Source organism: Natronomonas sp. CBA1123, assembly GCF_009741925.1.
Taxonomy (GTDB): Archaea; Halobacteriota; Halobacteria; order Halobacteriales; family Haloarculaceae; genus Natronomonas.
On sequence record NZ_WPCC01000024.1, the window covers coordinates 1 to 19149 of the forward strand.

Consider the following 19149-nt stretch of genomic DNA (forward strand, 5'->3'; position numbering starts at 1 on the left):
GTTCCTCGACGGCGACGCGGAGGGGGCCGGACTACTCGACCGACCGCTCCGGCCGCTGGAGACCAACGCGGAGATGGCCGACGCGCTCCTCGATTTGTGGGCGCTGACCGACGAGGACCGCTACCGTGCCGCCGCGGCCGACGCGCTCGCCTCGTTCGCCGGCGCCTACGACCGGATGGGCGTCGAGGTGGCCGGCTACGCGGCCGCCTGTGCCCGCGCCCACTACGACCCCCTCGTCGTCCGGACGCCCGCCGCAGGGACGGACCTCCACAGGGCCGCCCTCCGCATCGCCGACCACGAGAAGGTAGTCGTCCCCGAGGACCGCGAAAACGCAATCGTCGTTCGGAGCGGAACCGAGACGGTACCGGCTGAGACGCCCGACGAACTCCTCGAGCGCGCTTCCGAGGGCCCGAGTCCCTGAGCCGCGTGCCGTGAGGACATGTGACTACCCCAACAACAACTCCAACCGTGCCTAAACTTACGATGTGTTTATATCCCCCGAGGGAGAGAGACGGGTAATGGCAAGTCTCAGAGACCTCGGGTTGTCCGAGTACGAGGCTCGGGCGTACCGAGCACTGCTGAAAACCGGACCCACAACCGCCAAAGAGTTGTCACGGGTCAGCGACGTCCCGATGGGTCGGATTTACGACGTGCTCAACAGCATCGAGCAGTACAACCTCGTCCGCTCCCAATCCGCTTCCCGGCCGAAGAAGTACGTCGCCGTCGAGCCGACGACCGCACTCGACCGCCTTTTGGACGACAAGAAACGCGAACTCAACGAGAAGGCCAGCCAGTACGAGGACATCGTCGACGAACTCACCGGCGAACTCGAAACCGCCGAACCGGTCGAGGAGACCTTCTGGACGGCCGCGGTCGGCCCCGAGGAGACCGTCGACCTCCTCGTCGAACGACTCTCTGCGGCCGATTCGAGGGTCGTGATGGTGCTGTCGACGTACACCGAGCAGTTCTTCGACATCGACAAGGTCGGCACGCTCATCGTCGACGAGTTGAGCCAAGCGCTGGACCGCGGCGTCGACGTACAGTTGCTGATGCGGCCCGACCTCGTACCCATCCTTCCGGAGTCCATCGGCGAACGCTACCGGAGTTCGCTGACCGAACACGACGCCTTCTCCGTCCGGACCAGCGAGAACGTCTCCGGAACGTTCACCCTCGTCGACGAAAACGAGGTCGTCATCGAGGTGCCCCACCCGCTGAAGAGCCAAGAGGTGTTCGCCATGATAGACCTCAAGGACCGCGAGTTCGCCGGAAACGTCAGAACCGAGTTCGAACCGCGGTGGGAGAAAGCCGAGGAGTTGGCGTTCTAGTCGTTCCGGCCGAGAGCCACAACTTTCCAATCGAAACAGCCGGAACGAACTTCCGTCTCGGTGTCGAACCATCGGAGAGGACCGAATGGACGACCCCGAGAAACTGCGGGCCTTACTCGACCACGCCCAGGACAAAATCGTCGTCATCGACGAGAACGGCGTGTATCGATACGTCAACGCCGCCGTCGAACGGCTGTTGGGGTACACGACCGAAGAGTTCGTCGGGACCAACACCTTCGAATACATGCACCCCGACGACCGCGAGGACGTTCGGGAGGCCTTCGGTCGACTGCTCGAAGGGGCAGTCGACGACATCGAAACCATCGAATACCGCCACCAGGCCAAGGACGGCTCGTGGGTGTGGCTGGAGAGCCGCGTCGAGAATCACGTCGACTCGACGCTCGGTGGCTACGTCGTCAGCTCTCGCGACATTACCGACCGGAAGCGGGCCGAGCGCCGGCAGCGCGAGACCGAGATTCGCCTCGAGGAACTCGCGGCGAACACCGACGACGTGCTGTGGACGTTCTCCGAGGACTGGAGCGAGTTGCTGTTCGTCAACGACGCCTTCGAGGACCTCTGGGGCATGCCGGTCGAACGCGTCAAGGCAGACCCGACGAGCTTCCTCGACGGCATCCATCCGGACGACAGGGACCGGGTTTTGGAGGCCATGCACCAGCTCTCGAACGGAACACCGAGGACCATGGAGTACCGCGTAAACCCGGAAAAGGGGTATCGTCGGTGGGTCTGGGTGCAGGCACGTCCCGTCGCCGAGAACGGTTCGGTCGCCCGCATCGTCGGCTTCGCACGGGACGTCACCGACCGCCGCCGCCGTGAACGGCAACTACAGGTGATGGACAACCTCCTCCGGCACAACCTCCGAAACGACATGAACGTCATCCTCGGACACGCGGAGTTGGCCCGGAAACGGGCCGACGGGACGGTCGTGGAGGGGATGGAGACGATACTGGAGACGGGGTGGAAACTGCTCGAAACCGCCGAGAAGGAGCGGGAAATCGTCGACGTGCTCGTCGGGGTCGGCGACGTGGGGCGCGTCGACCTCGCTTCGACCCTCCGGGACAAAATCGAGGAGTTCGGAGCGGAGATGGCGCCGGAGGCCACAATCACCGCAGATACGCCCGCCTCGGCCGAAGTCGTCTCGCTACCGGAAATCGACCGCGCCATCCACGAGTTGCTCGAAAACGCCATCAGACACGCCGACGGTCCACCGGATATCGAGGCCGAACTCCACGTCGAATCGGAGGACGTCATCCTGAACGTCCGTGACAACGCGTCGCCGATTCCCCGAAACGAGTTCGAACCGCTGTTCGGCGACGAAGAGCCCAGTGACCTGTATCACGGCACCGGCCTCGGCCTGTGGCTGGTCTACTGGATAGTCGACCTCTCGGAGGGCACGCTCGACTTCGAGTACGTCCCCGACTGTGGCAACTGCGTGACGGTACGACTCCCTCGAGCGGAGTGAGTTCAGTCGTCCCCGGTGACTTCCGATTTCAACTGCTCGAATTCGGCGACTCGCTCGGCGTGGGCGTTGTGCTGGTGGATGGACTCGTCGTTGGACTGTTCCATGTAGATGACGGCGTCGTCCGGGAGGTCCGGATACGCCTCGACCAGGCCCTCAGCCATCGCGCGAACACAGTCTTCGACGAACTTCGCGTTACTGTGGCTATCGAAGGTCATGTAGTCCTCGTCGGGGCGTTTCGCGAGGTTGTAGATGCGCGCGCTCATCGAATCTCGGGCCACCTCGATGAGTCGGTTGAGGTCGACGCTCGGCTCGCCGGCGGTTTCGACGGTCAGCGTCGCGTGGCCTCGCTGGGAGTGGCCGGGTTGCGGCACCTCTTCGAGGAACGCATCGACGGTTTCGCGGTCGACATCGAGGTCGGCGAGTACGTCGCGAGCGCGGGATTCGCTCATGCCCTGCGAGCAGGGACACACGGTCATGCCGACGACGTGACAGCCGATTTCCTCGCGGGTGCCGTCCTCGGTGGCGGTCGCCGACGCGATGATGTCCGCCGTCGCCTGCGTCGGGCGGTTCGTCGCCGGCGTCTCCTCGCGAATCATGTACTCCGCTTCCATCCGCACCTCGGCTTTCGTCGTGTAGTCGTGTTTTTCGAGCAGGCGTTCGGCCACGTCGCCACAGACGTCCTCGACGCGCATCGCCGGTTCGGAGACGGCCTCCTCCAGCATCTCGTCGACGACCTCCATGTTCCGGCTCATGTCGGCACCTTTCCGCCAACTCGGTAGGTCGACGAACACCTCGAACTCCGCCATCAACACGATGGGGCGGTCCTCCTCGCGGTGAAGCTTTACGAGCTTCTCGACACCGGTCACGCCCACGCGGTTGAGACCGACGCTCACGTCGGGACTCGACGCCTGTACGTCCGGCAGCTGCTGACTCATTGGTATTTAAAACGTCGGGGACGCCGTTAGGGCTTTCGAAAGGGGCATTCGGTCGGTTGCCGCTACTCCAGTTTCCCGAGTGCGGTGAAGAACTCGAGCGGCGGGCCCGCGATTCTGACGGGGTCGTCGGCCCGGCGCAGTCGAACGTTCGTCGGCGGGTCGACCCGCTCTCGTGTTCGGCCGTCGGCGACGACGAAGGCGTGGTCGGCCTCCTCGACGCGAACGACGATGTCGGCGTCCAGCGGCGCGGCGAGGGACGGCATCGGCCCCTCCGCACACATCTCCGTGACGACGAGCGTCGCCACGTCGGGATGGACGAGCGGCCCCCCTTCGCTGAGGTTGTACGCCGTCGACCCGGTCGGCGTCGACACCAACACGCCGTCGGCTCGGCTCCCCGAATACAGCTGTCCATCGACGCGCACCTCGATACCGACACCGTTGTTCCGGCCGCGCTGTGGCCCGAGAATCGACACCTCGTTGACCGCTGCCGGCAGCGACCACCCCCTCGCCTTCGGCCTGGACTTGCGGCAGTTCCTGGTACGTTCGGTCACCGCTCTCGAATCGTTCGACCTCCCGCTTGACGGTCTCGACAGCCTCTTCGGGCGAAACCGCATTGAGGAAGCCGACTTCGCCGAGATTGACGCCCATGACGGGCGTCGGCGTCACCTCGCGGGCGGCAAACAGGAACGTTCCGTCGCCGCCGATGGAGACGACGAGGTCGCAGTCGACGAACTCGCCGACGGCCATCCCATCGCGGTCGAGGCTTGCCGCCGTCGCCGCGTCCAGCGAAACCGAGGCGTCGACGTTTCGGCGTATCCGGTCGGCGAGCTCTGCGGCCCGTGGATTGTCCTGTTGGGCAACGACGCCGACGTGCATCGGCGGTGCTTCGCCACCCGACGACAAAAAGCCCCACGGACTGCGATTCGACGGGTAACATTAACGTTGTAGCGAAATAACACGCTGATGTATGCCTGAGTCGCGGGGGCGAACATGAGCGACGAGGACGACTGGTTCGAGAGCGCCAGCGACGAACCGTTCGAGGACGGCGACGACGAACTGTTCGAAGACGACTTCGCGACCGCCTTCGAAGGCGGCGACGGCGACGGCTTCGAGGAGGAGTTCGAATCCGAGATTCCCCGTCTCGACCTCGGCATCGAGGGGCTCGACGACATGATTCAGGGCGGCGTCCCAGAGCGGTCGCTGCTCGTCGTCATGGGTTCTGCCGGGACCGGGAAAACCACGTTCGGCCTCCAGTTCCTCCAGCGCGGCATCGAAGACGGCGAGAAAGCCATCTACATCACACTTGAGGAAGACAAGGAAGCCGTCGTCCAGGCGGCAACCGAGAAGGGATGGCCTTTCGACGAATACATCGAGGACGACAAACTCGCCATCGTCGATTTGGACCCCATCGAGATGGCCAACAGTCTCGCCTCCATCCGCGGTGACCTCCCCCGACTCGTCGACGAGTTCGACGCCCAGCGACTCGTTCTCGACTCCGTGTCGCTCTTGGAGATGATGTACGACAACCAAGCCGAGCGCCGTACCGAGGTGTTCGACTTCACCCGGTCGCTGAAGAAGGCTGGCGTCACGACGATGCTGACGAGCGAGGCCAGCGAGGGCAATCCCTACGCCTCCCGCCACGGCATCATCGAGTACCTCACCGACGGCGTGTTCGTCCTCCAGTACGTCCGCTCGGAGTTCCGCGAAACCCGACTCGCCGTCGAGATTCAGAAGATACGGAACGCCAACCACTCCCGTGAGACGAAACCCTACGAAATCACGAGCGACGGGATTTCGGTGTATCAGCAGGCGAATATTTTCTAACGAACCTTTTTGCACGGGTCGGCACAGCCGACCCGGCAAAAACGTTCATGAAAAAGACACGTCGGCCCTCCCTACGGTCGGGCCTCGGTCCTGCTCGCAAAGCGCGCAGTGAACTGCTTCGGCGCGCGTTGCGCGCCTCGCAGATGCTCTATCTTACCGAACGACCGTCACCGGCACCGGCGACCGACGAACGACGCTCTCGGCGACGCTACCGAGCAGGATTCGGGAGACCCCTTCCCGACCGTGGCTGCCGATGACGACGTGGTCGCAGTTCTCGGCGACCTCTGTGATAGAACGGACGGGTCGGCCGGTTTCGGTCGTCGTCTCGACGGTGACGCCCGCTTCCTCGGCGCGTTCCTCGACATCCTCGAACATTCGCTCTGCGGCCTCCTGTTGGGCGTCGAGCCACTCACCGGCCGCCGCGGCCTCGCCGACACCGATGCCGTAACCCGCCTGTACCGGGTCGATGACCCGCAGACAGACGAGCGTCTCCTCGGGGAACTGCTCGGCCGCATACTCGAAGGCTCGCCACGACTGCTCGGAACCGTCCATCGGCACTAGGACACGCATACGAGAACCGACGACGGCACCAGTGATAAAGGTCAGTCTCGTCCGTGTCGAGTCAGACACCTCGGCAACCCGATGAGTTCGACCGGTTCGGAGTTATCGGGCGAGTAGACCACCATCTGGCCCTTCTCCATGTACGGCACCTTCCCTTCGAGGTTCGAAGGGATGTTGACTGCCTTGATGGCGTCCTCGTCACCGAGATTGAGCACGACGGTGGTGTTCACCTGCTTGAAGATTGGGTCGGCGATGTCTTGGGGGTCCTGCGTGATGAGAAACAGGCCGAGTCGCTCCTTGCGGCCCTGCTTTGCGGCCTCGGAGAACTTCCCGATGACCTTGTCGGCCTGGACGCTGTCGGCGTCGGTGAGGAAGTTGTGCGCCTCGTCCATTCCCAAGACGAGCGGCGTCTCCTTGATGCGCTCGAAGGAGGGGTCGTTCGACAGTTTCTCGTCGACGAGCAGCGAGGCGACGGCGAGGACGACCGTCGTGGTCGCCCGCGAGTCGTTGAGGTGGTAGGTCGGCACCGTCGTCAGACCACCGGGACGGACGAACTCCCGGACGAGGTCGGTAATCGGGCGGGCGTCTTGGTCGAACACGTTGTCGAACCCGAACGCCCGCCGCCGGACCGCATCGAAGGTGGCCTCGTGGACGCGACCGGACTCGTCGAGTTCCTCCTTCAGCGCCGGGTCGTCGAGGAACGACATGAACTGGCTGTACGTGCCGTCGGAGCCGTGCTGGTCGAAGAAGCGCTTCAGCAGGTACTGCAACGCCCCGTACTGGTTGTCGTTGAGTTTCGACCCGGCGATGAGCCACGGCCGGTTTCGGACCATCGAGAATGGGATGGTGAACTCGACCTGTTCGGCGTGGTGGTGGGAGGCGGCGTACGTCGCGTCACCGACCTTCGGGACGAACGCCTTCGTGTCGTCGACGCCGCCGTGGGCAACGCCCTCCCGTTCGAGTCGACGCTCGTAGTCCGCTTCGATAGCGGGGTTGTCGTCGTGCATCTGGGCGTACTCGTCTTGCGGGTCGAACTGAACGACGGCAGGCGCCACGTCGCGGCCGTCCTCGATTGGGTAGCGGCGGTCCTCGGAGAGATACTGCCGGAGAACGTTCTTCGCGGCGTGGGTCTTCCCCGACCCAGTTCCCCCCGCTACGAGGGTGTGGCGGAAGACGAGCGGGTCGCCGGCCTCGTAGTCGTCTTTCAGGCGGTAGTCGATGGTCGGCGGTTCGGCCGCAGTGCGGACCTTCTCGCCGCCGACCGAGAGGTGACCGAGGAAGACCCCCTCGGCGGGGATTTTCAGCCCCGTCTTGATTTCCTCGTCGTCTTCGGCCTGTCGGACGACCGTCTCCGGTTTCGGAACCCGGTCGGTCATCCGACGTTTGAGTTCGCCGCCCTCAGAGTACAGCACCGCGACCGGCTCGAGCGACGCCATGAACTTGTAGTCCTGTTCGTCGACCTCTTCGCGGCGCATCGCTCGCCGAGCATGAATCTCGGTGGCGTCGTCCGAACGGAATTCTTGGGCGTATTCGAGCGCGACGATGCGGCAGAACAGTCGCTCGCCGTCCGGATAGGCGGCGATGAGGTAACTGCCGATACGGACCGAAGAGCGGTTCGCGACCGTGATGTAGGCTCTGAGCCGCGTCTCGTCGTCGTCCTCGCTGATGACCAGCCCCTCGGAGGCCGACAGCGTCCCGATGCCCCTGTCGGTCCCGACCGGCGTCACCGAGACGGCCTCGAAGTCGTCCTCCTCTGTGGCCGGCTCCTCCCCGGCGGCGTCGTCGGGGTCGTGGTCGGCGAAGTCGCCCAAATCGGACATACCGTAGCTGTGTCCGCCATCGGCTAAAAAGGCACAGGTGGTGGAGTGGAAGTAAAACGGACCGCGGACCGGAAGCCGGCCTCAGAGCGGCATCGGACCGCTTCCCTGCCCACCGTCGCCGTCGGCTTGCCGCGCTTGTGAGAGCATCTCCGAAACCGGCTGGACGTAGTCGTAGCCCGGGACGATTCCCTCCATGTAGGTCCCCTCGACGTACTCGACCATCGCCTTCACCATCGCTGGTGCGTGGTCGGCGTTGCCCCACTCGAACTCGAAAATCGCGACGGCGTCGCCGGATTCTTCGATGACCCGCTGGTCGTCGAAGGCCACGTCCTGTCGGACCGCCATGTCGGCGTCTTCGAGTCGGAGTTCGTACGTCTCGAACCATCCATCTTCGACGGCCGACCCGACCGGTCCCTCCGTCGCCGCCGACAGCATCGGCGCACGAACCTCTATCGTGTACCGGAGGTCCCAGTCGTCGGTTTCGGCGGCGGTCGCCCGCCCGTCGAATCGCGTCGTCGTCACGTCGAACCACTCGCCGTCCCGCTCGAAGGCCTCGTGGCCCTCGAAGGCCCGAACGGCGCGCTCGGGGAGTTCGTCGGTCATTGAATACGGGTACGGCGTTGTGCCTCAAAAGGGCGTCGTGAGAGGGCGTGACGTGTCCGAAACTCCGGTTTGACACCTGTGTAGCTCACTCCCCGTCGGTTTCGGCGGCAGGGAGGTCCTGCCACGACGACTCCCCGAAAAACGCTTGCAGTGCCAGAAAGACGCCCAGATAGGTTCCCGCTGCGACAATCAAGAACAGAATGACGGATGCGCCAAACAGTTCAATCGGCGTCATATCTCCCACTGGATACTGCCGATGGATAAGTAATTCGCCCTCACGGAGTACGGTCTCACGGCTCGCTTCGCTCGCCGTTCGACTATCCGAGGCGCTCTCTGCGGTCGCGCCTCGCTATGCGAGGGGAGGGATTCGAACCCACGGACCCCTACGGGAGCGGATCTTAAGTCCGCCGCTTTTGGCCAGGCTCAGCCACCCTCGCGCGTTCGTACCTCCGACCGTCCCCGGAAAATCGGTTTCGGTCCGCAGACGAACAGTTCGCGGACGCCTCCACGGCGTTCGGTCGTTTTACTCGATGGTGAACGTCGTTTCGGCGGTCAGCCCCTTGTCGTCGGCGTCCGGGACGTTGACCCGAACCGCCAGTACGTACTCTCCGGGGGGCTGCGGGCTCCCAGCGTTGGGCAGACTCTCGGAACCGTTGGGACCACGACCGCTTGAACGTCTTCGTCTCCGAGCGCGAAAACCGAAAGAGGCTGTCCTCAGTGGGGTGGTTCGTGACGCGACTGGCCTCGTCGATGCCGTCGATGCTCCACGTCCATCGGACCGGCGAGTCGGTTCGCAGCGCGATGGGGAACGGAACCCGGTTCCGGAACGATACGCGAAAGCGAACCGGCTCGTCAGTCTCGTATCGCTGTCGGTCAGTTTCGACCGAAACGCCGACCGCTCGCGGTCGGAGTCGCATCGGAACGAAGGCGTGGCTGGCCGATGCCCAATCGATGGGTTTCCGCGACCGTTCGTCGTCGGAGGTTCGCTTGGGAGCGTAGGGGTCTTCGTCGTCGTACTCCAGCGCCCGCGATTCGTAGATGCGGCGCATCCACTCGCAGTAACACTGCAGCGACCAAAAGCGTACGGACCGCGGTCAGTCGTCGCCGACAGCACTGTCGCGTGCGTCACCTTCGGCCTCGGGGATATCGCCGGTTTCGTCCGCGTCGAACAGGTGACAGGATTTGGGGTTCTCGCCGTCGCCGAGCGTCGGTTCTCGGGTCTCACAGACGCTCTCGTAGTGCTCTCTGAGCAGGTCGCCCGCGGCCTCGAAGTCCTCGTCAGCGAGGAGTTCGATGGCCTCGTCGACCCGCTCGCGGTGGACCCCGTCGGGTTCGGTGTCGAGTTCGTGGCCGCGGAGTTCCGCGATGAACTCCTCGCGGAGGTTCTCGCGGTCCGCACCCGGATTGCGCTCTTCGACCTGCTCCCACGCGTACTCGACGCCGACTTCGCGGTCGGCGATTCGAACCCGCAAATCCATGATGGAGCGGAACTCTTCCTGTCCGATGTCCATTCCTTCGGGCGGAATCACGCGTGGGCACCGAGTGTGGAACTTACAGCCGGAGGGTGGGTCCATCGGCGAGGGGACCGTCCCCTTCAGGAGGACGCGGTCGCTCTCCCACAGCGGGTCCGGTTCGGGAATGGCCGACAGCAGCGCCTCGGTGTAGGGATGATGCGGTTCGGTGAACACCTCCTCGGGCGTGCCGACCTCGACGATTTCGCCGAGGTACATCACCGCGATACGGTCGGCGATGTGCTCGACGACGCTGAGGTCGTGAGCGATGAACAGATACGACAGCCCGAACTCCTCCTGGAGGTCCATGAGGAGGTTGAGAATCTGGGCCTGAACGCTCACGTCCAGCGCGGAGACGGGTTCGTCACAGACGATGAAGTCGGGGTCGACCGCCAGCGCCCGAGCGATACCGATTCGCTGCCGTTGGCCGCCGGAGAACTCGTGGGGGTATCGCCCGGCGTGACTCGCCTGTAGGCCGACGGTTTCGAGCAGTTCCTCGATGCGCTCCTGTCGCTCGTCGCCGCTGGCGAGTCCGTGCACGTCGAGCGGTTCGCCGATGATGTCGGCGATGGTGAGCCGCGGGTTCAAACTCGCAAACGGGTTCTGGAAGATGAACTGGAGGTCCTTGCGGTACTCCCGCATCTCGCTGTTGGACAACTCCGCGAGGTCGACCTCCTCGGTGCCGTCGCGGTAGTACGCCGACCCGGCGGTGACGTCCTCCAGTTGCAACAGGGTTCGACCCAGGGAGGACTTCCCACAGCCCGATTCGCCGACCAGGCCGAGGGTCTCGCCCTCCTTGATTTCGATGTCGACGCCGTCGACGGCTTTCACGTCCTTGTCCTCGCCGAGCAGTCGGTCGAGGAAGCCGCTCTCCGTCGAGTAGTACTTCGTGAGGTTCTCCGTACGAATCAGGGGGTCGTTAGCACTCATCGTTTCTCCTCCGTCGTCTCGCTGCCGGCACCCGTCTCGATGCCCTCCCCGACGTGGACCTCGTAGTCGAGGCCCTGTTGGAGGTCGCCGGTGTACTCCAGACACGCTGCGGCGTGGGCGTCGTCGTCGTCGATGGGGTCGGCACGGTCACCGCTGTCGACGTCGGTGAGGTTGGGTTCCTTCCGCGTACACGCCTCCTCGGCGTACGGACATCGCGGGTGGAAACTACACCCCGGCGGGACCTGTACGAGGTCGGGCATCGTTCCCGGAATCGTATCGAGGCGTTCACGTTTGTCCCCGATTCGGGGAATCGAACCCATCAACCCGACCGTGTAGGGATGTTTCGGGTCGTAGTACAGTTCTTCGACCGGTGCGATTTCGACCGGCTTGCCCGCGTACATCACCGCCACGCGGTCGCAGACGCCCGCCACGACGCCGAGGTCGTGGGTAATCATCTGAATCGCGGTTCCCGTCTCGGTCGTCAAGTCGTCGAGCAACTCGAGAATCTGGGCCTCGATGGTCACGTCCAGTGCGGTCGTTGGCTCGTCCGCGATGATGAGGTCGGGGTCACACGACAGCGCGACGGCGATGACCGCCCGCTGCTGCATGCCGCCGGAGAACTCGTGGGGGTAGTTGTCGTATCGACTCTCGGGGTCGGGAATGCCGACCTGGTCGAGCATGTCGATGGCGCGGTCCTTGACGGCGGCGGAATCGAGGTCCATGTGCGTCCGGATGGCCTCGGAAATCTGCTCGCCGATGGTGTACACCGGGTTGAGCGCCGTCTGTGGGTCCTGGAAAATCATCGCGATGTGGTTCCCACGGAGTTGGCGCAACGGTTCGCCGTCGGCGCGCGTAATCTCGATGTAGCGTTCGGAGCCGTCGTGGACGACGACGGCGTCCTCGTCGACGATACCGAGGTCGACGCCGTAACGACTATCGACCAAGTCACGCATGCCGACATCACCGTCTCTGACCACCGTCGCGGCGTCGGCGTCGGCGTCGACTCGGTCGTCGGCTATCGACGACGGCGCGACGCCTTCCTCGAGCAGTCGGTCGACGAGTTCGGTCACGTCGTGTTCCGCACGGAGGTCCGCCACGTCGACGACGCGCTTCGGGAACTGCTGTTCGAAGCGCTCGACGGTCGACTCCTCGTAGAACCGTATCGACCCGCCGGCGACGCGACCGGGGTCGTCAATGAGCCGCATCAACGACAGCGACGCGACTGACTTGCCGGCGCCGGATTCGCCGACGACGCCGAACTTCTCGCCGCGGTCGATGCTGTAGGAGAGTCCGTCGACGGCGCGGACGACGCCGTCCTCGGTGTAGAACTGCGTCCGGAGGTCTTCGACTTCCAGAAGCGTCATCAGCGGAACCCTCCGCCGGTGTCGCCACCGGTGTCCTGTGGGTCCATCGCGTCGCGGACGCCGTCGCCGACGAGGTTGACCGCGAGCACGAAGAAGACGATGGCGAGTCCCGGGAAGACGGTAACCCACCATCGGCCGGCGATAACGGCGTCACGGCCGCCCGAGAGGATGGTCCCCCACTCGGGAGAACCGGGCTGGAGTCCCAACCCGAGGAACCCGAGTGCGGCGGCCGCGAGGACGATGGTGCCGACGTTGAGCGTCGCCTGGACGATGACCGGTGCCATCGCGTTCGGGACGATGTGTTTGAAGATGATGGAGCTGTCCCGTGCGCCGAGTGCCTTCGCGGCCATCACGTACTCGTTTTCCTTCACCGAGAGGATTTCACCCCGGATGAGACGCGCGTAGCCGATCCACCCGACGATGACCAAGGCGAGAATCATCTTCCAGAAGCCCTGTCCCAGGATGGCGATGATGACGATAGCGAGGACGAGGAAGGGGAACGCATAGAGGATGTCGACGACGCGCATGATGGCCTCGTCGGTCCAGCCGCCGTAGTAGCCCGCGATGGCGCCCATCGGCACGCCCACGAGGACGGCCAATCCGACGGCGATGACCCCGATAGAGAGGCTGAAGCGTGCGCCGACCATCACTTGCGAGAGGATGTCGCGACCGAGTTGGGTCGTGCCGAAGGGGTGTTCGGCGTTCGGCGGGGTGTTGCTCGCAACGAGGCTAGTGTCGGTGCTGTGTGGGGCCAGTTGAATCGGTTGGATGGGAATCGATTGGCCGGCGACGGCGACCTCGATGGGTCGTGCGAAAACCGCAACGAGCACCATGAAGGCGAGGATACCGATACCGAGGAACGCCGACCGGTTCTGCTTGAACCGATACCACGCCTTCGCGCGTCTGCTGGTGCCGCTTTTCGACCCCTCGGCCGCCTCCCAGTCGACGAGGTCGTCGCGTTCGGTCACTATCGACGCGTCGAACCCAGTCACCTGAATTCGGCCGCGTTCGGAAGTCTTGTCTCTCGTAGCCATAGTTTAGTAGCGGATTCGTGGGTCGAGATACGAGTATATGATGTCAGCCACAAGGTTGGCGAAGACGATCGTCACCCCGATCATCAGGACCGACGCCTGGATAATGGGGAAGTCGCGCTGGAGAATCGCTCCGAGCAGGAGGCGTCCGATACCCCGAACCGAGAACACCTGCTCGATGACGACCGCGCCGTCGACGATGAACGCGATTTGCAGCGCCGCGACGGTCACGACGGAAATCAGCGAGTTTCGGACGACGTGTTTGGTGATGACGGTCCGCTCGGGCAGTCCCTTCGCGCGGGCCATCTTCACGTACTCCTTGTTCAGTTCTTCGAGCATCGACGACCGCATGATGCGCATCAGCAGCGCCGCCGAGGCCGTCCCCAGCGTAATCGCGGGGAGGACCATGAACTTCAGCAGCGCCGGGTCGTACACCGCTACGTCCGAAGGCGGAATGGTTCGGAACCATCCCAATTGGACGCTGAAGACGAGCAGCAACATCAGTCCGAGCCAGAAGTTCGGCGTCGCGACGCCGAGCAGGGCGGCGACGCGGCTGACTTCGTCGGCCTGCTGGCCCTTCTTGACCGCGGCGACGATGCCGGCCGGAACGCCGATGGCGATGGAGATGACGAGCGCGAGGATGCCGAGCAGCACGGTGTAGGGGAGGCGCGTCGAGATAGCCTCGCCGACGCTCCGCTCGGAGATGAACGACTGACCGAAGTCCAGTACCATGGCGTCTCTGAGCCACAGGACGTACTGGACGTATATCGGCTCGTCGAGGTTGTACTGCTCCCGTAACTGCCGTTCCGTCTCGGCGCTTACGTCGTTGAATCCGACGAGCACGTCGATGACGTCACCGGGTTGGAGGTGGACCATCGCGAACGTGATGGCCGTCACACCCAGCAGTATCGGGATGGTGAGTAACAGTCGCTTGAGGACGTACCTGCGTAGGGACATGTAGGGGTGGTAATCGCGGTTCCGGGGTTATTCGGCGCCGTAGTACCGCGAGTACTCGTCACCCATGCGTTGGTTGAACTCTTCGGAGGTGAACGACCCCGCCAGCGGCGAAATCGGCGAGTACGCCGGCGTCCCGATGCCGTCGTAGACGGCGCTGACGATGCCGGGCCGGTTGATGAGTCGGTTGACCGCGAGGCGGACGTCCTGACTCTGGAACGGCGTCTCGGCGTTCATCGGGTAGATGAACATGTCGAAGCCACCGGCGATGCGGCTCGTGACCGTGAAGTCGCTCTCCTCTTGGAGCGCCGAGACGCTGCCCTGCGGCGGTTGGGCGAGGTCAACGTCGCCGCCACGGAGTGCGGCCTCGCGAGCGGAGCTCTCGGTGATGATTCGGAACGTCGCCGTCTCGATGGGCTGGTCGGCCGGCACGTCGCCGGAGCCGTCGTACCAGTGGTCGTCGAACGCCGACAGGCGCCACAGTTCGTCGGGGTCGTAGTCGTCGAAGCGGTAGGGACCCGTCCCGATGGGCTCCGTCGAGAGGTCGAGAGGTCCGTCCTCGCCGGCTTCCCGCGGAACGATGAGACCGTCGCCGACGGTGAACTGGAACGGCGCGTACACCTCGGGCAGTTCGACTCGCAGCGTGTAATCGTCCTCGACGGTGAGGGTTCCCTCGAAGGAGTCGGCGGACTCGCCTTCCGGCGTGTCGGGGACGCCCAGCCAGTCGCCGACGTCGGCCTCCCGCGTCGTTCCGAGATACCGCTCCCAGGAGAACTTCACGTCCTCGGCGGTCATCTCGCGACCGTCGAAGTCGAACTCCTCGCTTGGGTGGAACTGGACGCCTTCACGGAGTGTGAACACGTACTCCGTGTCGCTGACCTGTTCGAGGTCCTCGGCGAGCACCATCTGCGGTTCGCCGTCGTAATCGACACCCATCAGGCCCTCGTAAACGAGGTTCGTCGACATAGTCGAGGTGGTGTCGTTCTGCTCGGTGGGGTCGGTGTTGGCCACGTCGGCGGAGAACGTCGCGATGAGTTCGCCCTCCTCGCCGGCGTTGTCGCCCGTGACCTCCGCGTGGACGCCCGCCCACGGCGCATAGACGCTGTAGTACTTGCCGCCGTTGATGGGGTAGGTCTGCCAGCCTTCGACCGCCGCCGACCGGAAGGCGTCGATTTCCTCGCCGTAGCGGACGAACGACATCGGCGAGGCCTGCACGATAGCCTCCTGGGCGTCCTCGTAGATGCCCGCTCGCTCGTCGATATCGGTCGTCGACGTTCCATCGTCGATGAGGTTGTCGATTTCCTCGTCGGTGAAGTGGTTGACGTTACAACAGGCAGGGGTGTGCTGGTCGCTGTGGAACAGGTTCCGGATGTAGGCGTCCGGGTCCCAACCAGCCGACCAGCCGAGACAGACGAGCGCCTCGTCTTCGGCGGAGTCCTCGGCCAGTACACGGCCGACGTAGGTCGTCCACTCGAACTGGTTCAGTTCGATATCGAAGAACTCCGTCGCGTTGAGTTCCTCCTGAATGACCTGCGCCCACTGGACGCGCTCCGGGTTCTCGTTGGTGATGATTTCGCCTTCCCACGGGGTCTCGAAGCCTGCCTCCTCGAATCCGTCGCTGAGTTGCTGTTGGAGGTCGTCGGGAAGACCGCCTCCGTCACCGTTTCCGTTGCCGTTGCCACCGAGACCGGAACAACCGGCAAGTCCAGCCGCACCGGCAGCGCCCATCGCTTGGAGGAGCCGCCGCCGATTCTGATTAACGTTATCCTGGCTGTCGTTTCGCGCCATACTTGCCTACCTGCGTTCCAAATATATATATATAGGGGAATCAGGGTGCCTCGTTGTTGGTGTGTCGACCCAATCACTTAATCTGCGGCGTTCATTGTCGGGTAATCGGGCGGAGAGTAGGACGAACACCGAGATAAATTCGGCTTCGGTTTCAAATCGTGTATTCGGTTCCAGCGGTACTCGGCCGCCGATTCGTGCTACCAATCGACCGATAGCGTGCCGTCACCGTGGGGGTCCGGGGCGATTTCTTCGTTCGTTCGCCGGTCGACGACGTGGATGACTCCGCGGTCCTTCTTTGCTGGACAGGCGTCTGCAGCACGAATGTTGTGCTCGAGGTCGCTCTCACCAAAGAAGTACACGTCCGGTTTTGCGATACCCGTCGTGATGTCCATCTCCCAGTTGGTCGACACCTCCGCACACTTGCCCGCGGCAATACACTTGTTCGCCTCGAAGATGATTTTGTACGGTGCGTCCTCGATTGGGGGGGCATCCCCTTCGCCGATGTCGCTGGGGTCTATCGGGTCGTCGGCCATACCCCTACTCAGGGGCCGTCGGTTTTGTCTGTAACGACTACTGGCCGTCCACTGCGGCAGCCGCCTCCAGTTGCCGGAGTTGTGCCGGACGAGCGATAGCGTACACCGTCTCGCCGGGAGCGAGTGCTCGCCTTCGCGGCGGAATCGCCTCGATATCGCCGGCAGACGTTCGGACCGCGACGACGGCGATATCGAGTGCGCCGACACTCGAGTTGACGAGGGGACTTCCCGATTCGATCGTGACCGCAGTCGTCGTCTCCTCGGCGGCGCGCAACTGGGCGGCGAACTCCCGGTCGGTTCGAGCCTCGACGGGGAGGGTGACGAGCCGATATCGGCGCTCGGTGTCGAAGCGCCGTGCGTCCCGCTCGTCCATCGTCAGGGTCACCACGTCCTCGGCCGTCCCCCGGAGCTCCGCGTTCGTCACCCGGCGTGGCGAGGCTTCCTCCCCGTCGCCGGTCGTCCAGACCTGAACGGCGTCGCCGGGACTGGCGTTGTTCGGCGGGTCCGCCCTGACGGCGACGGCAGCACTTCCGGGCGGTAGCGTCGGTCCGAGCCCCGATTCTCGCCGTCCCAACGCGATGTACTCGATGCTCGCGTCCTCGGCGAACTCCACGTCGACGTACCCGACGTCGTAGTCGACACGGAGGCGCTCGACGAACCGTGTCTGTAACTCCTCGACGGTGAGTCGCCGGGGAAACAGCAGCGTCTGACCGGCGAGTTTCTCCTTCGTCGCCGCGTCGACGGGTTCGTAGCCGTCGATGTCATCGATATCGTCCGGTACCTCGACGGTGGTCACTCGGCCGACGGACTTGACGATGCGGCTCACGTCCTGTTCGACGGATTTCCGTCCCGAGACGGCGAAGACGCTGATACCGGCTCGGTCGCCGACTCGCCCACCCGCACTCGCCGTGACGCCCGAAAGGAAGAGCGTGATGGTGTTGTAAGCCACCATCTCCAGGGCGAGTAAGTCGCCGCCGGTACCGCCGATGACCTCGCCGAGCGCACCGGCAGTGTTCAGATACAGCGCGACGCTGCTGAGCCCGATGAGTACCGTCAGGCCGTCCGGGACCTGTTCGTTGGCGTACCACCGGTGAACCAGTCCGACGGCGGCGCCTAACACCCCGGCGAGCAGCACCAACACCGCGACACGCGCCACGTCGACGAGGAACCCCTCGACGATGGCGAGTTGTGCAGGGGTCATCCGACCACCTCCTCGAAAGCGTCGAGCGCCTCGCGTGTTCCGACGACGAACAGTTCGTCGCCGGCCGATAGCTCAGTCGCTCCACGCGGGGCGACCAGCCAGCCGTCGGGCCGCTTGACCGCCAGTACCGCGACATCGTGATTATCACGGACATTGGCCCCGGCCAGCGTCGACCCCACGAGGGAACTGGTCGGCTTGACCGAGAGCTTCCGGAAGCGTTTGCCAGCCTGTCGAAGCAACGAGATGAGTTCGAACTCCCGGCGGGTTCCGCGGGCAGTCACGACGATTTTCGGCCGCTGGGCCGAGAGCAGTTTCTCGGCGTCGCTGCGAGCGACTGCGACGGTGACACGGCCGTCCCCGCCCGTCGTCGTCGGGGCGTTGACGGGGGGTGTGACCTCCTCAGTTCCGCCGTCGGTCTTCAACTCCTCTTTTTTCGTCCCGGAGCGGGCGGCGACGACGGTCCCCTCGACGGAGAGCCCATCCGCGACGACGAGCACCTCGTCACCCCGAGCGACCCCCGTGGGGACGAGCACGTCGAGGGAGACGGCCCGTTTGCCGGTCGGGACTCGCTTGGAGATGCCCGACAGCGGCGGCGCGGCGATGACCGTCGCCCGCCCCCGCTCGTCGATTGACACCGAGACGTCCGCGAGGTCCAGTTCCGTCTTCAGTCGGTCGGCGAACCGCGTCTCGAGTTCAGAAATCGGGAGGTCAGCGGGAAGTCGCCACTCGCCGGTCTTGATGGCCGTCCGTGTCTCCTCGGACAGCGGCGGATACCCCTCCATGTCGATGACCTCGCCGATGACCTCGACGCGAACTTCGCCGCGGGAGCCGACGAGGTCGACCACGTCGCTCGACAGCGTCCGCTCCCGCAACTTCGACAGCGACAGCCGTTTCGGGAACGTCGCGCCCATCTGGTCGCCCTTCGAGTGAGCGTACATCGAGACCATCAACACGACGACGAGAGCGACGATGACCCGAGGACCGGAGGCGAGAACCGCCGGGTCGTTCAGTGCCAGCAGTCCGCCGTTGATACCCGCGATAGCCAAGGAGAGAACGACGACACCGAAGGCGGGGATGGAGACACCGGTGAAGTACTTGAAAATGAAGCCGAGCCCCCACGCGACGAGCGCCGGGAAGATTCCCGTCAGGATGCCGAGATATATCCCCAGCAGAATCTCGACGGGGAGCGCTTGAACCATGGGCCCCCTGAATCCCCGCGGCGTTAAACTACTACCGCTCCGACAGCGATGCTCCGCCCCGTCCGAGAGCGGAGAGGTTTTATCGTGGCC

17 protein-coding genes, 1 tRNA gene and 2 pseudogenes are annotated in these 19149 nt (G+C 64.3%); 4 read left to right on the forward strand and 16 right to left on the reverse strand.

Features of this window, described 5'->3' with window-relative positions; all coding sequences use genetic code 11:
* From GJ631_RS18600 to GJ631_RS11395, 3 genes and pseudogenes are all read left to right on the forward strand, one after another.
* Positions 1-421, forward strand: a pseudogene (locus GJ631_RS18600) (thioredoxin domain-containing protein); the annotation flags it as partial.
* 97 nt (positions 422-518) lie between these two features.
* Positions 519-1325 carry a TrmB family transcriptional regulator gene (locus tag GJ631_RS11390; RefSeq protein ID WP_156709277.1) on the forward strand — a complete coding sequence of 269 codons (807 nt, stop codon included), beginning with the start codon at positions 519-521 and terminating at the stop codon, positions 1323-1325.
* A gap of 85 nt (positions 1326-1410) precedes the next feature.
* Positions 1411-2805 (forward strand): PAS domain S-box protein, encoded by a 1395-nt coding sequence (locus GJ631_RS11395; RefSeq protein ID WP_156709278.1) that lies wholly within the window; start codon positions 1411-1413, stop codon positions 2803-2805.
* Positions 2806-2807: 2 nt separating this feature from the next.
* Here GJ631_RS11395 and mptA read toward each other — a convergent pair whose 3' ends face one another.
* Together mptA and GJ631_RS11405 are read right to left on the reverse strand one after the other, a co-directional pair.
* On the reverse strand, positions 2808-3740 hold the full coding sequence (gene mptA / locus GJ631_RS11400; protein WP_156709279.1) for a GTP cyclohydrolase MptA: 933 nt from the start codon (positions 3738-3740) through the stop codon (positions 2808-2810).
* Between the two features lie 62 nt (positions 3741-3802).
* A pseudogene (locus GJ631_RS11405) lies at positions 3803-4616 on the reverse strand (NAD(+)/NADH kinase).
* A gap of 114 nt (positions 4617-4730) precedes the next feature.
* On the opposite strand from GJ631_RS11405, the gene GJ631_RS11410 reads away from it, so the two are divergent.
* Positions 4731-5564 (forward strand): KaiC domain-containing protein, encoded by an 834-nt coding sequence (locus tag GJ631_RS11410; protein WP_156709280.1) that lies wholly within the window; start codon positions 4731-4733, stop codon positions 5562-5564.
* A 153-nt stretch (positions 5565-5717) separates the two neighbouring features.
* On the opposite strand, the gene GJ631_RS11415 is transcribed toward GJ631_RS11410, so the two are convergent.
* The 14 genes from GJ631_RS11415 to GJ631_RS11485 all read right to left on the reverse strand — a co-directional run bounded on the left by GJ631_RS11415 (position 5718) and on the right by GJ631_RS11485 (position 19059).
* Positions 5718-6134: a universal stress protein gene (locus tag GJ631_RS11415; RefSeq protein ID WP_156709281.1), complete on the reverse strand. Its 417-nt coding sequence runs from the start codon at positions 6132-6134 to the stop codon at positions 5718-5720.
* Positions 6135-6166: 32 nt separating this feature from the next.
* Entirely contained in the window at positions 6167-7945 is a 1779-nt protein-coding gene (locus GJ631_RS11420) for an ATP-binding protein (protein WP_156709282.1), read from the reverse strand.
* Between the two features lie 81 nt (positions 7946-8026).
* A complete protein-coding gene (locus GJ631_RS11425) occupies positions 8027-8548 on the reverse strand; it encodes a DUF5813 family protein (RefSeq protein WP_156709283.1) in 522 nt (173 codons plus the stop codon).
* A gap of 85 nt (positions 8549-8633) precedes the next feature.
* On the reverse strand, positions 8634-8783 hold the full coding sequence (locus tag GJ631_RS11430; RefSeq protein ID WP_156709284.1) for a hypothetical protein: 150 nt from the start codon (positions 8781-8783) through the stop codon (positions 8634-8636).
* A 117-nt stretch (positions 8784-8900) separates the two neighbouring features.
* Positions 8901-8985, reverse strand: a tRNA-Leu gene (locus GJ631_RS11435).
* Complete coding sequence (locus tag GJ631_RS11440) at positions 8947-9597, reverse strand: hypothetical protein (RefSeq protein ID WP_197425004.1); 651 nt, start codon at positions 9595-9597, stop codon at positions 8947-8949. Before GJ631_RS11440 ends, GJ631_RS11435 begins: the two co-directional genes overlap by 39 nt.
* Positions 9598-9642: 45 nt before the next feature.
* Entirely contained in the window at positions 9643-10989 is a 1347-nt protein-coding gene (locus GJ631_RS11445; protein WP_156709285.1) for an ABC transporter ATP-binding protein, read from the reverse strand.
* The gene (locus GJ631_RS11450; RefSeq protein WP_156709286.1) at positions 10986-12353 is read right to left on the reverse strand and encodes an ABC transporter ATP-binding protein; all 1368 of its coding nucleotides are present in this window, start codon (positions 12351-12353) and stop codon (positions 10986-10988) included. The genes GJ631_RS11445 and GJ631_RS11450 overlap by 4 nt, the downstream gene beginning before the upstream one ends.
* On the reverse strand, positions 12353-13387 hold the full coding sequence (locus GJ631_RS11455; RefSeq protein WP_156709287.1) for an ABC transporter permease: 1035 nt from the start codon (positions 13385-13387) through the stop codon (positions 12353-12355). Before GJ631_RS11455 ends, GJ631_RS11450 begins: the two co-directional genes overlap by 1 nt.
* Positions 13388-13390: 3 nt before the next feature.
* A complete protein-coding gene (locus GJ631_RS11460; RefSeq protein ID WP_156709288.1) occupies positions 13391-14341 on the reverse strand; it encodes an ABC transporter permease in 951 nt (316 codons plus the stop codon).
* A gap of 27 nt (positions 14342-14368) precedes the next feature.
* Entirely contained in the window at positions 14369-16126 is a 1758-nt protein-coding gene (locus GJ631_RS11465; RefSeq protein WP_156709289.1) for an ABC transporter substrate-binding protein, read from the reverse strand.
* 197 nt (positions 16127-16323) lie between these two features.
* Positions 16324-16659, reverse strand: a complete 336-nt coding sequence (locus tag GJ631_RS11475; RefSeq protein ID WP_156709290.1) for a ferredoxin — start codon at positions 16657-16659, stop codon at positions 16324-16326.
* 37 nt (positions 16660-16696) lie between these two features.
* Positions 16697-17860: a potassium transporter TrkA gene (locus GJ631_RS11480; protein WP_156709291.1), complete on the reverse strand. Its 1164-nt coding sequence runs from the start codon at positions 17858-17860 to the stop codon at positions 16697-16699.
* On the reverse strand, positions 17857-19059 hold the full coding sequence (locus tag GJ631_RS11485) for a TrkA C-terminal domain-containing protein (RefSeq protein ID WP_156709292.1): 1203 nt from the start codon (positions 19057-19059) through the stop codon (positions 17857-17859). The genes GJ631_RS11480 and GJ631_RS11485 overlap by 4 nt, the downstream gene beginning before the upstream one ends.
* Positions 19060-19149 lie beyond the last annotated feature (90 nt).

Bases quoted from the DNA above. Each gene is read 5' to 3' on its own strand.
- GJ631_RS11390 (WP_156709277.1), top strand. From the start codon at position 519: ATGGCAAGTCTCAGAGACCTCGGGTTGTCCGAGTACGAGGCTCGGGCG.
- GJ631_RS11395 (WP_156709278.1), top strand. From the start codon at position 1,411: ATGGACGACCCCGAGAAACTGCGGGCCTTACTCGACCACGCCCAGGAC.
- mptA (WP_156709279.1), bottom strand. From the start codon at position 3,740: ATGAGTCAGCAGCTGCCGGACGTACAGGCGTCGAGTCCCGACGTGAGC.
- GJ631_RS11410 (WP_156709280.1), top strand. From the start codon at position 4,731: ATGAGCGACGAGGACGACTGGTTCGAGAGCGCCAGCGACGAACCGTTC.
- GJ631_RS11415 (WP_156709281.1), bottom strand. From the start codon at position 6,134: ATGCGTGTCCTAGTGCCGATGGACGGTTCCGAGCAGTCGTGGCGAGCC.
- GJ631_RS11420 (WP_156709282.1), bottom strand. From the start codon at position 7,945: ATGTCCGATTTGGGCGACTTCGCCGACCACGACCCCGACGACGCCGCC.
- GJ631_RS11425 (WP_156709283.1), bottom strand. From the start codon at position 8,548: ATGACCGACGAACTCCCCGAGCGCGCCGTTCGGGCCTTCGAGGGCCAC.
- GJ631_RS11430 (WP_156709284.1), bottom strand. From the start codon at position 8,783: ATGACGCCGATTGAACTGTTTGGCGCATCCGTCATTCTGTTCTTGATT.
- GJ631_RS11440 (WP_197425004.1), bottom strand. From the start codon at position 9,597: ATGCGCCGCATCTACGAATCGCGGGCGCTGGAGTACGACGACGAAGAC.
- GJ631_RS11445 (WP_156709285.1), bottom strand. From the start codon at position 10,989: ATGAGTGCTAACGACCCCCTGATTCGTACGGAGAACCTCACGAAGTAC.
- GJ631_RS11450 (WP_156709286.1), bottom strand. From the start codon at position 12,353: ATGACGCTTCTGGAAGTCGAAGACCTCCGGACGCAGTTCTACACCGAG.
- GJ631_RS11455 (WP_156709287.1), bottom strand. From the start codon at position 13,387: ATGGCTACGAGAGACAAGACTTCCGAACGCGGCCGAATTCAGGTGACT.
- GJ631_RS11460 (WP_156709288.1), bottom strand. From the start codon at position 14,341: ATGTCCCTACGCAGGTACGTCCTCAAGCGACTGTTACTCACCATCCCG.
- GJ631_RS11465 (WP_156709289.1), bottom strand. From the start codon at position 16,126: ATGGCGCGAAACGACAGCCAGGATAACGTTAATCAGAATCGGCGGCGG.
- GJ631_RS11475 (WP_156709290.1), bottom strand. From the start codon at position 16,659: ATGGCCGACGACCCGATAGACCCCAGCGACATCGGCGAAGGGGATGCC.
- GJ631_RS11480 (WP_156709291.1), bottom strand. From the start codon at position 17,860: ATGACCCCTGCACAACTCGCCATCGTCGAGGGGTTCCTCGTCGACGTG.
- GJ631_RS11485 (WP_156709292.1), bottom strand. From the start codon at position 19,059: ATGGTTCAAGCGCTCCCCGTCGAGATTCTGCTGGGGATATATCTCGGC.